This window comes from Gynuella sunshinyii YC6258 (genome assembly GCF_000940805.1).
Taxonomy (GTDB): domain Bacteria; phylum Pseudomonadota; class Gammaproteobacteria; order Pseudomonadales; family Natronospirillaceae; genus Gynuella; species Gynuella sunshinyii.
On the sequence record NZ_CP007142.1, the window covers coordinates 4,323,534 to 4,339,005 of the forward strand.

Sequence of the window (15,472 nt, forward strand, 5' to 3'; positions counted from 1 at the left end):
CCCTGATACATCGAGCCAGGCATTAATCCTGCTTCAGTGACTTCATATCAATTACGAATCGATATCTGACATCACCTTTTTTCATCCGCTCATAGGCCTGATTAATGTTTTCGATGTCCAGCATTTCCACATCACACCGGATGTTATGCTCGGCACAGAATTCCAGCATCTCCTGAGTTTCAGCAATCCCTCCGATCATCGACCCCATCAGTGACCGACGCTTGGTTACCAGTGCTCCCAGACCCAGTGCTGGTTCCAATGGCGACAGCTGACCAACGACCATATGCTTGCCATCATACTTCAGACATTTGAGATAAGGATTGAAGTCATGGGTGACCGGAATAGTATCCAACAGATAATCAAAAGTATTGGCTACGGCGCTCATCTGCGCGGCATCCGTTGAGACAACCACATGATCAGCACCTTGCTTTTTGGCCTCTGCCTCTTTGGTTTTGGAGCGGGTAAACAAAGTGACTTCTGCCCCCAAGGCTTTGGCAAACTTAACGCCCATATGACCCAGTCCACCCATGCCGATCACACCGACTTTATCCCCGGCTTTCACACCCACATGACGTAATGGCGAATAAGTCGTAATACCAGCACACAACAATGGCGCAGCCGATGCGCGGTCCAGCGTCTCAGGAATACTTAAAACGAACTCTTCCCTGACAACAATATTTTCTGAGTAGCCACCATAAGTTGGGGTATGATCAATACGGTCGACACCACCATAAGTCCCTACCATACCGTTCTCACAATACTGCTCCAAACCATGATCACAGGCACTGCATTCCTTGCATGAATCTACCAGGCAGCCGACTCCGACAATATCACCAGGTTTGTAGCGGGTCACCGAATTGCCCACAGCCGTCACATGGCCGATGATTTCATGTCCCGGCACGATCGGATAGCGAGTAATCCCCCAATCATTCTCTACATAATGAAGATCGCTATGACAAACGCCACAATAGTCAATTTCGATAGCAACATCATTTTCGCGCAGCTTTCTGCGCTCGATCTTCATTGCCGCAACTCCAGAAGTCGGCGAAACCGCGCCAAATGCTTTTACGATACTCATATATTTCTCCTGGTCTGATTAAAACAGTTATAACAACGACAAAGCTTACGACTACTTGATGTGAATATCAGAATATCAATCTTTGGAAAGTGATTGTTTTCAGTAAAGATTCGAGGCTATTACATATCCGATGAGCAGTCTTACATCAGGAGAACCAGAATATCCGGCGTTTTCTTACAAGCGGGATCAGGAGCCATAGAAAAGCCGGAACAGGATTCCGGCAGGAGAGTTCATCGCAAGCAACGCGGTAACCAGCAGGCTGGAGTGTTTGCCTGCCGGTCAAACCGCTGAGAGAGTGTTATTCGTAAAACGTCCGGCGTAACGCCAGTTCAAGGCCCCGTATCTCAGCCAGACCTTTCAGACGACCGATACATGAATAGCCTGGATTGGTTTTTTTGCGCAAATCATCGATCATCTGATGGCCATGATCCGGTCGCATGGGGATCAACGGACCATCTTTTTCAACCGAACGGCGTTTCTCTTCCTTCAACAGCGCGTTGATCACGTTATACATATCGACATCGCCTTCCAAATGCGCCGCCTCGTGAAAACTTAACGGGTTTTCCTCTCTTTGAGTAGAACGCAAATGGGTAAAATAAATACGCTCGCCGTAAGTCTCAATCATATGAACAAGATCGTTGTCACCTCTGACACCATAGGATCCGGTACACATGGTGATTCCATTCATTCTGCTGGGTACTGCAGAAGTCAGCGCTTCAATATCTTCAATCGTGGACACAATCCTTGGCAATCCGAGAATCGGTCTTGGTGGATCATCCGGATGCACAGCAAGTCTGATACCATGCTCTTCACAGATCGGCATCAGTTCCTGCAGAAATAACACCATATGTTCACGGAGTTTTGCCTTATCAATGCCCTTGTAGGTATCAAGCCGTTGTTGAAACTCATCCAGAGTGTAACCTTCTTCTGCTCCTGGCAGGCCGGCAATAATATTGGAAACCAGTTTTTGTCTGGCTTCTTCAGTCATAGACTCATATTTAGCCTTGGCCTGCTGCTGCTCAGATTCTGAATATTCCGATTCCGCTCCAGGTCGTTTCAGAAGAAACAGCTCAAATGCAGCAAACTCAATCTGATCAAAGCGCAACGCTCTTGAACCATCGGGCAGCTCATATTCGAGATCTGTCCGGGTCCAATCGAGAACGGGCATAAAGTTGTAGCACACCGTATCAATGCCGCAACTGGCCAGATTAATCAGTGTTTGCTGATAATTTTTAATCCATAGCGAATACTGTCCGCTACGGGTTTTGATTTCTTCGTGAACAGGAACACTCTCCACGACTGACCAGCGGAAACCTTTGGCCTCAAGTATCGCTTTGCGGGCCTGAATTTCTTCGATACTCCACACCTCTCCGTTGGGAATATGGTGCAAAGCCGTCACAATACCGGTTGCTCCGGCCTGTTTGATGTCATCAAGCGATACGGGATCATCAGGTCCGTACCAACGCCAGGTTTGTTCCATTGTCTAGCCCTTACTAAAAAACATAAAAAAGTTATCTGAATAAAAAGCCATCGAATTCCGGATCATCCACATCTGATAATTCAAACAAAGTTTGTTTGACATTCTCAATATGCTGCCACATTGCCTCTCTGGCACCATCGGGGCTGCATTTTTGTAAGGCCAGCAGAATTTTCTCGTGATCATCCAGCCATTTATACCGATACGCATGATTGGTAATCCGGGTATGCAACTGCTGCCACATGGGGCTCTGTTCCCGACGTCGCCAGAGCTCCTTGATCATATCGCTGAGCACACTATTCTGTGAGGCCTCAGCAATAATAAAATGAAAACTACGGTCACCATCGTAATCAGACTTTCCGGTTTCCAGGCTTTTTCGCTCTTCATCCAGAGAATGCCTGAGACGGAAAATATCATTTTTGGTAACATTATTGGCCGCAAAACTGGCAATCTGACTTTCAATCACCTGCCTGGCCTGTAACAACTCAAACGGACCAACATCACTGGACTTCTGTTCAGTACTGTCTTCTTTCTCGGCGCTGGTTTCGCCAGGCAACTGCAGAATATACACACCAGAACCTTTGAGAACTTCAACAAACCCCTGAAGCTCCAACATGATAATCGCCTCACGCACAACTGAACGACTCACTCCCAGTTCTTCGGCAATATCGCGCTCAGGTGGCAACCGGTCACCAACTTTATATTGTCCGGATGACATACGGTTTTGCAGCTTTATGCCTATTTCCTGATACAGTCTCTTAGTTGTCACGATTTCCAGGTTCATCCGTCCAGTACCTACATTTACAAACTATAAGCAATAGTATCTTGCTCAATTAATTGGTCAATCGGATACATCTGTTCTCTACATAACCATGCAGACAAGCAACTCCTGCGTTTCGGACAGAAAGCCGTTTGGCTTTCTGTCCGATACATGGCTCATTCTCAGTTAGCCAACGCATCAATCTCTTTTACATACTCAGCGATTTCAGGATTTTTCAGCGCAGCGTCGTGCATCGGTTTCACTGCATCGATAAAGGGTTGTTTTTCCACATCGACAAATGTAACACCCATTGAAGACTTCGCCTGATCAACAGCCTCGTTAATCATTTTGGCCCATAGCTCTTTGTGATACAGCATGGATTCCTTGGCTGCTTTTTTCACCGCTACTTGCTGTTCCGGCGTTAATTTGCTCCAGCTTTTCTCGCCGATCACCAGTACATCGGGGATCATGGTATGTTCATCAAGACTGTAAAACTTGGCAACTTCACCATGGCGGGAATTGGTCAATGCAGTTGGGTTATTTTCTGCACCATCGACAACGCCCTGCTGCAGCGCAGTATACAATTCGCCGTAGGCCAGAGGAGTAGGTGATCCCCCCATCAGCTTGATCATTTCTACCGCTGTAGGGCTTGGTTGAACACGAATCTTCATACCCACCAGATCTGCTGGCGATTTGATGGGTTTCTGGGCGTAAAAATTCCGTGAACCGCCATCATAATATGTCAAACCGATAAAACCTTTGCCAGCAGAGGCATTCAAAATGTCATCACCCACTTTTCCGGTCAAAGCGCGATAAAAGTGGTCACTATCATGAAAAATATAAGGAATATTGAAGGCACCGTAGGCAGGTTCAAATGATTCCAGCTCACTGGCATTGGTTTTGGCAATATCCAGAGCACCGCTCTGCAGCAGCTCCATCGACTCTCTCTGAGTACCGAGCTGACTGTTAGGATAGATACGAACCCGTACTTCTCCGTTGGTATATTCTTTCACTTTCTCTGCCATGTATTTCATGGACAGATGCACAGGGTGTTTTTGATCCTGGTTATGACTCAACTTCAGGATGGTTGCTGCTGATGCCAGGCTGGAAGCCGCTGCGAACACAATGCCCGTGACCACTGCCTGAACTGTCTTGCGATTGAATTGCATAAGAACTCCATCTTGTATTTATTAGATTATTGGATTGATAACCGAGACTGACTGGCAACCAGTTTCATGGCTTGCAAGCGCCTTCCGTATCAGAGTTCACTAAATGTGTGCATAGTTCAACCAATATTTCAGTTTTGGTTGACCAATATCATGATAGTCGCTGCTGTAACGAATGAAAACCAAAATTTTGGTTGGTAATTTAGGATCAATTGGTTAACCTCTTAAAAATAGTGAACCTGGCACGTTTCACTGTGCCTAACAATAAACAACAATTCTCAGCCGCCTGGAAAAAATATGAATAAAATCATCAGGTTATTGAACAAGGTACTGTCTACCTTCTGTGTCAGCCTGTGCAGCGTATTGGTTGCATGCGTCGTCTGGCAGGTATTTTCCCGTTATGTTCTGAGCAGTCCCAGCACATATACAGATGAAATTGCCCGCTTTCTGTTTATCTGGGTTGGTCTGATGGGTGCGGCTTACACTCTGGGCCAGAAAAAGCATCTCGCCATTGATCTGCTGGCCCAGAAACTGGAAAACAGTCCAAGCAAAGAAAATGTACTCCGCCTGATCATCAATCTGGTCAGCCTGTTCTTTGTTACAGTCATCATGACTTATGGTGGCGGCAAACTGGTCATGCAGGTGCTCTCCACTGGTCAGGTGTCTCCGGCACTGGGTGTGGAAATGGGATGGATCTATTCCGCCATTCCTCTCAGCGGCATTTTTATGCTGATTTACCTGTTCCAGGATTTCATTCAGTGTCTTAACACACTGAAGAGCCCGGCTTCTCATTCATCTGAAGAACAAATATAAGGAATACTCACGTGGAATGGCTGGTATTTGTCGTACTCTTTGGTACCTTTTTTATCTTTCTCGGACTGGGCGTACCTATTTCATTTGCAATAGGTGTGTCTTCGTTATTAACCATCCTGTTAGCACTGCCGTTTGATGCCGCCATATCGGTTATCTCGCAAAAAATGGCTTCCGGACTGGACAGTTTTTCATTACTGGCCATTCCATTTTTCATCCTCGCCGGCAACATAATGAACCAGGGTGGCATTGCCATGCGGCTCATCGAGTTTGCCAAAGTGCTTGGTGGACGCCTGCCTGGCTCTCTGGCACACGTAAACATCCTCGCCAACATGATGTTCGGGTCCATTTCCGGTTCCGCCGTGGCCTCTGCGGCTGCGGTTGGCGGTACCATGGCCCCGCTGCAACGCAAAGAAGGTTATGACCCTGCCTACTCTGCCGCCGTGAACATTACGTCATGTCCAACAGGCCTGCTGATTCCACCCAGCAACACCTTCATTGTTTACTCCTTAATTTCTGGCGGAACATCCATTGGCGCGTTGTTCTTAGGCGGATATATTCCGGGCATCATTATGGGCGTCAGCCTGATGATTGTGGCGGGTATCTTGGCACGCAAACACAATTACCCAGTTTCGCCCAAACCGACTTTTCAGGAAGTTCTCAAGAAAACTCTACAGGCCATTCCGAGTCTTGGTCTTATTATCGTCATCATTGGTGGCATCATCGGTGGGATTTTTACCGCAACCGAAGCATCAGCCATCGCCGTTATCTACACACTGTTACTGGCAGTTGTGTTTTATCGCGAAGTGAAAGTTTCCCAGCTACCAAAGATCATCCTTGAATCCGTTATGACCACCTCCATCGTGTTGTTACTGATCGGCGCCTCCATGGGCATGTCATGGGCCATGGCCAATGCGGATATTCCGTATATGATCAGTGATGCCCTGCTGGCGATCTCAGACAACCCCATCGTCATACTGTTATTGATTAACGTTATTTTGCTGGTCATTGGCGTGTTCATGGATATGACTCCGGCATTGCTGATCTTCACTCCAATATTTCTCCCTATCGCCATGGATCTGGGTATGGACCCGGTGCATTTCGGTATCATGATGACTTTTAACCTCTGCATCGGCATCTGTACGCCACCGGTTGGCAGTGCGTTATTCGTAGGTTGCTCAGTCGGCAATGTCAAAATCGATAAAGTGATCAAACCATTATTGCCATTTTATGCTGTGCTGGTTCTGGCACTGATGTTGGTAACCTATTTGCCGGAAATCACCCTGATCCTGCCTCGGGTATTTTTGGGTTACCAATAACCACGCGGCACTGAACGTCATCATCATGCCCGGACATATGGGTATGACCAGCCGGTCACCGTTTCCCGCGATGACCGGCTATTGAATCATAGCCACACATACACGATGACTGGCCAGACAAGCGCCAGACATAAAGGAACAGAACCTATGAAAACGCTGAAACACTGGGTATTGGAATCAAAAGATCAACACCAGGTTAGCCTCAGGTTTGACGGCAAACACACCCTGCTGATCTACGTGCTGGAACAAAATCTGTTCCGAATCGTCATCAAACGCCACGACCAGTTCCGGCTGGATCGTACCTGGACCGTATGCCCGGACAACAACGACACTGAATGGCAGGGCAGAAACAGAGACTCTCTGGAAGGCTTCACCCTGCCCGGCTTCACCGTCGAAAGCAGTGAACAGCAGATTGCCATTGCCACCGAAACTCTGCGCCTGGTCATTCACAATCCCTTATGGATGGAATGGCAGCAACAGGTTGACGGCCAATGGCAGTCTTTCGCCCAGGACCGCAAAACCGGAGCATTCCAGATCTCCCCCCAAGGCACCGGGGTCGCCCATTTTATGCATCGTCATGACGATGAGTTCTACTACGGTTTAGGTGAAAAAACCGGAGATCTCAACCGCGCCGGCCGACGCTTTGAAATGCGCAACCTGGACGCCATGGGTTACGATGCCAGCAAAACAGATCCGCTCTACAAACATATTCCCTTCTACATCACCCGTCGCGAAACCGCCAGCTATGGCTTGTTCTACGACAACCTGGCGAGCAGTTGGTTCGACCTGGGTAATGAGCTGGATAACTATCACATAAAATATCGCAGTTACCGTGCCGAAGATGGCGATATGGACCTGTATTTCATGTACGGCAGCAAAGTGCTGGATATCACCAAAGCGTTTGTACAACTGACTGGTGGCACTATTTTTGGTCCTAAATGGAGCCTGGGTTACAGCGGTTCCACCATGCAATATACCGATGCCCCCAACTCTCAGGAGCTGCTACAAGGGTTTGTGGATCAGTGTGCCGAACAGGCCATTCCCTGCGATTCTTTCCAGTTGTCCTCCGGCTATACCTCCATCGGAAACAAGCGTTACGTGTTCAACTGGAACCACGACAAAGTTCCGTCACCGGAAGCCATGTCAGAGTATTTTCACCAGCATGGAGTCAAACTGGCTGCGAATATAAAACCCTGTCTGTTGCACGATCATCCACGTTATGAAGAAGCCCGTGCACAAGGCTTGTTTATCCGCGATTCGGAGGCAGATGAACCGGAAATTTCGGTATTCTGGGATGCCGATGGATCTCACCTGGACTTCACCAATCCTGACACCATTGCCTGGTGGCAAAATAATGTTAAACAGCAACTGCTGGATAAAGGCATCGATGCGACCTGGAACGACAACAACGAATATGAAATCTGGGATCGTAACGCCCGCTGCGCCGGCTTTGGTCGCGAAATTCCCATCAGCCTGATACGGCCACTGCACTCACTGCTGATGATGAAAGCCTCTTATGAAGCCCAGAAACAACACGCACCGGCTCTCCGACCTTACCTGATTTCCCGTTCCGGCTGCCCAGGTATGAACCGCTACGTGCAAACCTGGAGTGGTGACAACCGTACCAACTGGGAAAGCCTCCGCTACAACATCAAAATGGGCTTGGGGATGAGTTTGTCCGGCCTGTATAACATCGGCCATGATGTTGGCGGCTTTGCCGGCGGCAAACCCGATCCGGAACTGTTTTTGCGTTGGGTACAGAATGGCGTCATGCATCCACGCTTTACCATTCACTCCTGGAATGATGATGGTTCCGTTAATGAACCCTGGATGTATCCGGAAGTCACTCCAGCCATTCGTCAGGCGATTGACCTCAGATATCAGTTACTACCCTACCTTTACAACGCACTCTGGCAGGCTCATTCTCAGCACGAACCCATGCTGCGTCCGACGTTCCTGGATCATGAGTCCGACCCGCAGACATTCCGTGAATGTGACGATTACCTGTTGGGTCAGGATCTGTTGGTGGCCTCGGTCGTGGAACCCGGACAGCGGCAACGGCAGGTCTATCTGCCGGCCAATGGAACCGGCTGGTATGACTTTTATGACCAGCAATGGTTCTGCGGTGGCCAGACCATCACCCTGGCCGCACCACTGGAAAAACTCCCGTTACTGGTCAGAGCCGGAGCGGTCATTCCAACCAGCAGCCGTACCGCTGCGGTCAACAAAGATCAGGACAATGAACGGCAATTGGCCATATTCCCGCTCATGGGAAGCGGTCATACCCAAACCGACCTGTTCGATGACGATGGCGAATCCTACGGCTATCAACAGGAACAATACCTGCACCTGGCCATTCAGATGACCTGCACGGGTCAAGACATCAACCTGCAGATACAACGCACGGGTCAGTTCCAGCCCGCCTACACCAGCCTGCAGTTGCAACTGCCTGAATCTGAAACGCGCCGGCTGATCATCAATCAAAAAACCTATGTGTCCGGCGACCGCCTGGATCTCGCCAGCCTGTAAGGAGCCCGTTAACGATGAATAACATTGCCACCGCAACACTGAATCAACAGGTCAAAACACCAGGCTATGACCGAAACCGACTGACCACCAAAATTGTTCACTTCGGCTTTGGTGCCTTTCATCGCGCCCACCAGGCACTCTACACCGATGATGTCGCTAACTTGTCCGGCAGCGACTGGGGAATCTGTGAAGTCAGCCTGATGGGTAATGGCGAATTGATTAAATCCCTGCGGGCACAGGATCATCTGTACAGCGTACTCGAAAAAGGTACCCACGGCAGCGATGCCAAAATCGTGGGCGTCGTCACCGAATCCATACATGTGCTGAGCGATGGTATGGACGCATTGCTGGCCAAACTGGCTGAACCCCAGATCGCCATCGCCTCCATGACCATCACCGAAAAAGGCTATTGTGTCGATGCGTCCGGCAAACTCGATACTGCCAACCCGATGATCGCCCAGGACCTGAAAACCCCTTCGGCACCGCAATCTGCCATCGCCGTCATTGTGGAAGCCCTGCGACTCAGAAAAGCCGCGCAATTACCGCCGTTTACTGTACTCTCCTGCGACAACATGCAGGAAAACGGCAAAACGGCCCGTCAGGCCATACTGCAGTTTGCCAATCTGATCGATCCGGAACTGGGCAACTGGATATCCACCCACGTCAGTTTTCCCTGCACCATGGTCGACCGCATCGTACCAGCGGCCACAGCCGATACTCTGGATGAGATCGCCGAGGTGATTGGTGCATCCGATCCCTGTGGCATCGCCTGCGAACCCTTTCGCCAATGGGTGATTGAAGATAACTTTGTTGCTGGCAGACCGGACTGGAATCTGGCCGGTGCCGAATTCGTCGATGACGTGGTGCCGTATGAAGAAATGAAACTGAGGATGCTCAACGGCGCGCACTCGTTTTTGGCCTATCTTGGCCATCTGGCCGGTTACGAGCACATTTCGGATACCATGGCGGATCCGCATTTCAAACAGACCGCTTTGAAACTGATGCTGGAAACCCAGGCCCCTTCCTTAACCATGCCGGCAGGAACAGATCTCAATCAATATGCGAACAGTTTGATTGAACGTTTTTCCAATCCCAGCCTGAAACACCGTACATGGCAAATTGCCATGGATGGCAGTCAGAAAATCCCGCAACGGTTTGGTGGCAGCCTGCGTTACCATCTTAACCAAGGCAGCGACTTTTCATTGCTCGCGTTAGGCATCGCCGGCTGGATCAAATATGTGGGCGGACAAGACGACCAGGGCCGGGCCATTGACGTTAAAGACCCCAGAGCACAGGAACTGCAACAGATCATTACCAGTCACCAGGACGCTGCGGACATCGTCAAACATCTGCTGGCCATCGAATCGATCTTTGCCGCTGATATTGGTCAACACCCGGAAGTTCTAACACGCGTCACCGCTTATTACCAGCAGCTGCTGCAACAAGGCGCACGCAAAACCGTGGCAGCCTTGTAAGCCTCTTCCACAAAAAAGCCTGGTACCACAGAGAGTGGTTACCAGGCTTCATTCCATCATATATTCTGTCAGCTCAACAACGCCTGACACACCCGATCGGTCAGATTCTTCAACTTTTCAACCTCTTCCACCAACCAGTTCAATTCCTCCAGCGTGATTTCATAATGTTCAGAATAACGGGCATCGACATAGGCACGTTTTAGCCGCTGAAAACTGCGACGATGGAACTTGTTATCTGCCGGAAACAAAACGCCAAACTCAGGATGATGCTGTGCACACAACGAACGCTGATGCGCGAGGTTATGGGTCTTCGGAAGGTAATTGGTGCAGACCAGCAAGGTACAGGAGAAAAAACGTTCGGCGGCCTGATGTAATTGAAATGCCGCTTCATTCAGCCATTGCCGCTTCAGTGCATCTTGAACAAATGTAAAAAAGTGATCCGCATTCTCAAACCACTGATCAAAATACCGACGGGCGATTTCCTGCTGCTCCTGTTTCGACAAATTCCCGGGCATCGCCAGCTCGCGGTGATCGGCGCTGTAGACCTCTATCCCCTGCTCGCGGATATCGCGGAAAAAATAATGCCCTTTTACCAGCGCATTATTCACCTCCGTCAACGTATGCACGATCAGCCCCAGCGGCTCAGACACCCGACGTCGAATCTGATCCTCCGCAGCCTGCCACAGTTCGTAGGCTTCCACCATCGCCGGCTGATTCACAACCACCAGAATATCGTAGTCACTCACATAACCATTGACGGGATCATTCACCCAGCTGCCCTTGGCATAGCTGCCAAACAAAATGATCTTCAGAATCCGGTAATTCAACTTGCTACCGGTCTTATTCTGCTGGAATGCATCCAGCGCATCGCGTAACACCGTCGCAATGGTCTGAATATCCTGCTGTTTCCGCTCTGGGAGATGATCAAGAGATGTTTTCATGGTGGCTATGCTACTACAGCCCTTTGAGTGGGGTAAACAGAGATGAGCTTGGTTGTTTTTTGATCGTTTTTTGGCTATTTCAGTACATCAAATTGACACTTCTGGAGATATTACCGATTATCGCAACGCTCTAGTGGGCTGCAGATCTGAAATCCATAAAATCGCTTTGGCAAACTCATGAGCCGCCAGGTGATGTGATAGCCACACAATCAAGCAATGCAAAAACCTCACACTTAATTAGCAACATTATGTTTTTTCGGGAGCAATAATGAAAAAAATTCTATTTTGTTTAGTCCTATGTATTTCCTTCAATGCAGCGGCCGTTGAAAAAACGCCAATAGGAAAAATTACCGGATATTATACCGGTTGGAATCACGACCAAGTTCGTGTGACCATCGAAGGGGCCGACTACACTGAGGGAAACTGTGAGACTAAAGATGGATATGTAACAGAAGATTCGGACAATAGTGGATACAAAACCCACATTTCTGCGTTACTGGCTGCATACATGGCTGGTAAGCCTGTGGGGTTAATTGTTGAAGGTTGCTTGAGAGGCCGCCCCAAAATTTGGGGCGTCAATATGGAAAATTAAGAAAATACATCGCGTTTACTGCCCGCGAAAAATGCGGGCCGTTTTAATGCCGGGTATTGCTATTGATCACTGATATAATCAAATGAAACGATTTCAGTCGGATCTACGTCTGCCCAGGTTTGTTTTCTTAACATTTCGTATTTATATGCATACCACCATAAGTACTCAGCAACTATTGGCATATTTGATCTAATCTTCAGCGCGACTATTTTAATACCTTTTGGATAGATAAACTTACCTAGATTAGGATTGGTACCAAAGCCGAGATGGTTATAATGCTTTCCATGTAATTCAGTAGAGCCGTTGGATTTATAAGTTGTATGAAATTCCTTTCCCGATGCCGTCACTAAAATGATTTCAATATCCATAAGCTTGCTATCAGAAACTTTATGAAAGCTGTCGAGCATCAACCTATACGGGTCATTTGACGTGCCTTCAACATGTTTGTATTCATACCCATCCATATCAATTAATACGTCCAAAAATTGAACATTGGGGATGGTTTCCAAAGGCTTATCTAAATGAATGGTTTGCCATTCATCCGTAATATTAAATGGCCCATTTATTAATTGATCCACTGGTGAACCGCTACTGGCTGAACAGGCCGTTACCCAGAGCGCATAAACCAAGAGTATCACAAACTTAAAAACTCGAAAAATCACTATGAAACCACCTGCTTAATTCGATTTAAATAAGGACTTTTGGCTAAAGCACCCGGTGTGACCTGTATTGTAGAAAAGAGGACAGCGATTTAGCTGTCCTCTTGTTTGGGGTCGTTCTGATGGCGGATATGACTACTCATCACTGATATAATCAAATGAAACGATTTCAGTCGGATCTACGTCTGCCCAGGTTTGTTTTTTCGCGATTTCGTAACCGAAAACGTTCCAGTCAAAGTATTCAGCAATCATCGGCACATTGGATCGAATCTTTAACGCGACTATTTCGATGCCTTCCGGGTAGTAAAACTTACCCAGGTCTGGGTTAGTACCAAAACCAAGATATTTGTAAGATTTCCCGCGCACCTCTGTGGAACCAATCGTATTGTATATGGTGTGAAATTGCTCTCCCGATATCGCCACTAAAATGATTTCCATGTAAATCAGATCACCATTAGGCATCTTGTAAAAGCTATCAAACATTAACCTATGTGGATCATCCGGCGTACCTTCAATATGTTTGTATTCATACTCATCCATATCAATTAAAACATCAAAAGATAGCATATAAGGAATCGTTTCTAAGGGTTTATCTAACCGAATGGTTTGCCACTCATCCGTAATCTTAAATGGCCCTTTTATCAGTTGATCCACTGGTGAACCGCCACTGGCGGAACAAGCCGTAACCCAGAGGGTACAAACTACGAGTACCAAACACTGAACAGTTCGGAAAATCATTAAGAAACCACCTGCTTAATTCGATTTAAATAAGGACTTTTGGCTAAAGCACCTGGTGTGACCTGCTGGGGGCGATAATTGGTAACAGGCAACCCGACCATACTGTAAACCAATGCGACCAGTTCACTGCAAAAAAGACTTCGGTTGTGATAACCGAATTTAGTAATTTCGTCGTTTAGCTGGATAAGTGTCCCAAAAGAGGTTGACACCAACGGCGCGCAGCCACTGGAAACCCCGGCACGCATAGCGCCTTGGGTATCATAGGGTGTTCCCTTCATTGCAAACTGCCGGGCATACTCACAAATGAAACTGGCATAACTGCCATGGATATTTTTATGGCGAAACAAAACCCCATAGGTAGCATGCGACAAAGAACCTGATAGCCTGAAACGCCGAACTTTTGGTTTCACGGCTTCAACACACCAGCCACCCTTATCGACTAAAATTGCATGACTGAACTCTCCACAGCTTCCAGAACTGATTACGTTAGATTGTAATCCGTCGCCGCGAACCAAAATAATATCTGCGGGTTGCACGTCATTAATATTAATACTTGGCATCCTTTCTCTTCCTTGCGGTTATATCTATCTTATTGACAACTATGAAATGTCAGCGAATGACTGAAAAAGAATAAGGGCTAAACAACATTACTTGGCCCTTATTCGCCTGTCAGTTAACTTCGTTCAAGCCAGGAGTCGTAATAAGAGAGATTACCGTCTATATGGATGTGGGTAATTTTCTCATATCCAAATGTCACGGTTTCCATATGAGGGATTCTTTCTGCACCGGGATCTTTCACATTGGGGAAACCAGGAGAAAAGGAGCTGATTTTTACCCCTTCTAACAGATACTTGTAATATTCGACCTCTTGGCCAGAGTCATCGATTTTATACAAACAAAAAACCGCTTCGGTAAATTTTTGGCCTCTGCAACAGGCTTTAAACAAATAAGGGCTGGAAGCGTCACACGCCTTACCGATAGTCACAGGACTATGTTTCCGTGTACCGGTTAATTCACCAGTATCACTGTCTGTGGGAATATAAATATTATGAGACAGCTCTAACACTTCAATTGAGCCTTCACGGCCTGACACTTTGACGGAGCCAGAGATATTGTTACCTTGTTCATCTTTTAACCAAAGATATGCGGGAATAGCCATTCCATTATGTTCCTTTTGCTATTTTGAATTGAGATTATCCATAGGCGAAACGGACCATAACAAAAGACCTGAAAAGCACAACTCATACATAAGCATGAATTAAGGACCCAGTTTTCAGTAATGTGACACAATGCCTGTAACAAAAAGGAATCAGGTCTCGCTACATTGTCGTTAGTGGTAAATTGATTTGTATGCGTTAAGGAAGTCAATCTCAGTGAACCAATTTATTTAATCAGTGTTCTCCAGAACTTCCATCTATAAACAACCACACTAAGCGATTTGTTTAAATGAAAGCCATCAACATTAAAACAGAACGGCTGGCGGGTGAAGTCCGAATATAGCAAACTGGCTTTTGATAAAGGTATAGACTTCGATAATTACATTTTGGAAAAAAAGGGCGTTCGCTTAGAGTTTGAATGGACCAACTGGTTGGAATGGGAGATCTTCGGCAGTATCGAAACGTTACAGGAACTCTCTGAAAAATATGATTTTCAATTAAGCCTTGAAGAAGATAGCTAGCCGCCAGTAGAAACCGGTTAATCACAAAAATAAATATTTCCTTGTTGGTGGACTGTCCCAACGACACGAGTACCCAGACAATATAACCTTACCCGATAAGATAAGAGTACTTATTCCGCCCATATATCACTCCCGGTGTGAAGAACCCTTTTAGCAGGTCCTGTCGTAATTGGCTGAATCTTCTCCCCCTTATCAAAGGGCCGATATAATACCCAACATTTTACAATCGCAAATCAGAGACATTATTGAC

At 47.3% G+C, this 15,472-nt stretch carries 15 protein-coding genes; 6 read left to right on the forward strand and 9 right to left on the reverse strand.

What is annotated here, in order from left to right:
• Positions 1 to 22: 22 nt before the first annotated feature.
• From YC6258_RS17955 to YC6258_RS17970, 4 genes are all read right to left on the reverse strand, one after another.
• Positions 23 to 1,078, reverse strand: coding sequence for an NAD(P)-dependent alcohol dehydrogenase (locus YC6258_RS17955; RefSeq protein ID WP_044618150.1), 1,056 nt, complete (start codon positions 1,076 to 1,078; stop codon positions 23 to 25).
• A 298-nt stretch (positions 1,079 to 1,376) separates the two neighbouring features.
• Positions 1,377 to 2,558, reverse strand: coding sequence for a mannonate dehydratase (gene uxuA / locus YC6258_RS17960; protein WP_044618151.1), 1,182 nt, complete (start codon positions 2,556 to 2,558; stop codon positions 1,377 to 1,379).
• A gap of 31 nt (positions 2,559 to 2,589) precedes the next feature.
• Entirely contained in the window at positions 2,590 to 3,339 is a 750-nt protein-coding gene (locus tag YC6258_RS17965; protein ID WP_044618152.1) for an FCD domain-containing protein, read from the reverse strand.
• A 158-nt stretch (positions 3,340 to 3,497) separates the two neighbouring features.
• Complete coding sequence (locus YC6258_RS17970; RefSeq protein ID WP_044618153.1) at positions 3,498 to 4,484, reverse strand: TRAP transporter substrate-binding protein; 987 nt, start codon at positions 4,482 to 4,484, stop codon at positions 3,498 to 3,500.
• A 294-nt stretch (positions 4,485 to 4,778) separates the two neighbouring features.
• On the opposite strand from YC6258_RS17970, the gene YC6258_RS17975 reads away from it, so the two are divergent.
• From YC6258_RS17975 to YC6258_RS17990, 4 genes are all read left to right on the forward strand, one after another.
• Positions 4,779 to 5,294 carry a TRAP transporter small permease gene (locus YC6258_RS17975; RefSeq protein ID WP_044618154.1) on the forward strand — a complete coding sequence of 172 codons (516 nt, stop codon included), beginning with the start codon at positions 4,779 to 4,781 and terminating at the stop codon, positions 5,292 to 5,294.
• 11 nt (positions 5,295 to 5,305) lie between these two features.
• Positions 5,306 to 6,610: a TRAP transporter large permease gene (locus YC6258_RS17980; protein ID WP_044618155.1), complete on the forward strand. Its 1,305-nt coding sequence runs from the start codon at positions 5,306 to 5,308 to the stop codon at positions 6,608 to 6,610.
• 147 nt (positions 6,611 to 6,757) lie between these two features.
• Positions 6,758 to 9,139, forward strand: coding sequence for a glycoside hydrolase family 31 protein (locus tag YC6258_RS17985; RefSeq protein WP_044618156.1), 2,382 nt, complete (start codon positions 6,758 to 6,760; stop codon positions 9,137 to 9,139).
• Positions 9,140 to 9,153: 14 nt separating this feature from the next.
• Positions 9,154 to 10,614 carry a mannitol dehydrogenase family protein gene (locus tag YC6258_RS17990; protein ID WP_044618157.1) on the forward strand — a complete coding sequence of 487 codons (1,461 nt, stop codon included), beginning with the start codon at positions 9,154 to 9,156 and terminating at the stop codon, positions 10,612 to 10,614.
• Positions 10,615 to 10,682: 68 nt separating this feature from the next.
• Here the strand turns inward: YC6258_RS17990 and YC6258_RS17995 are convergent, their stop codons facing one another.
• On the reverse strand, positions 10,683 to 11,555 hold the full coding sequence (locus tag YC6258_RS17995; protein WP_044618158.1) for a HEPN domain-containing protein: 873 nt from the start codon (positions 11,553 to 11,555) through the stop codon (positions 10,683 to 10,685).
• 268 nt (positions 11,556 to 11,823) lie between these two features.
• Between YC6258_RS17995 and YC6258_RS18000 the strand changes: the two genes are divergently transcribed.
• The gene (locus YC6258_RS18000) at positions 11,824 to 12,147 is read left to right on the forward strand and encodes a hypothetical protein (protein ID WP_044618159.1); all 324 of its coding nucleotides are present in this window, start codon (positions 11,824 to 11,826) and stop codon (positions 12,145 to 12,147) included.
• Positions 12,148 to 12,206: 59 nt separating this feature from the next.
• Here YC6258_RS18000 and YC6258_RS18005 read toward each other — a convergent pair whose 3' ends face one another.
• From YC6258_RS18005 to YC6258_RS18020, 4 genes are all read right to left on the reverse strand, one after another.
• The gene (locus tag YC6258_RS18005; RefSeq protein ID WP_044618160.1) at positions 12,207 to 12,809 is read right to left on the reverse strand and encodes a hypothetical protein; all 603 of its coding nucleotides are present in this window, start codon (positions 12,807 to 12,809) and stop codon (positions 12,207 to 12,209) included.
• 132 nt (positions 12,810 to 12,941) lie between these two features.
• On the reverse strand, positions 12,942 to 13,544 hold the full coding sequence (locus tag YC6258_RS18010; protein WP_044618161.1) for a hypothetical protein: 603 nt from the start codon (positions 13,542 to 13,544) through the stop codon (positions 12,942 to 12,944).
• Positions 13,544 to 14,104 (reverse strand): C40 family peptidase, encoded by a 561-nt coding sequence (locus YC6258_RS18015; RefSeq protein ID WP_044618162.1) that lies wholly within the window; start codon positions 14,102 to 14,104, stop codon positions 13,544 to 13,546. Before YC6258_RS18015 ends, YC6258_RS18010 begins: the two co-directional genes overlap by 1 nt.
• Before the next feature lie 113 nt (positions 14,105 to 14,217).
• The gene (locus YC6258_RS18020) at positions 14,218 to 14,703 is read right to left on the reverse strand and encodes an Hcp family type VI secretion system effector (protein WP_044618163.1); all 486 of its coding nucleotides are present in this window, start codon (positions 14,701 to 14,703) and stop codon (positions 14,218 to 14,220) included.
• 324 nt (positions 14,704 to 15,027) lie between these two features.
• Between YC6258_RS18020 and YC6258_RS18025 the strand changes: the two genes are divergently transcribed.
• Complete coding sequence (locus YC6258_RS18025) at positions 15,028 to 15,222, forward strand: hypothetical protein (protein ID WP_052830395.1); 195 nt, start codon at positions 15,028 to 15,030, stop codon at positions 15,220 to 15,222.
• Positions 15,223 to 15,472: the final 250 nt, after the last annotated feature.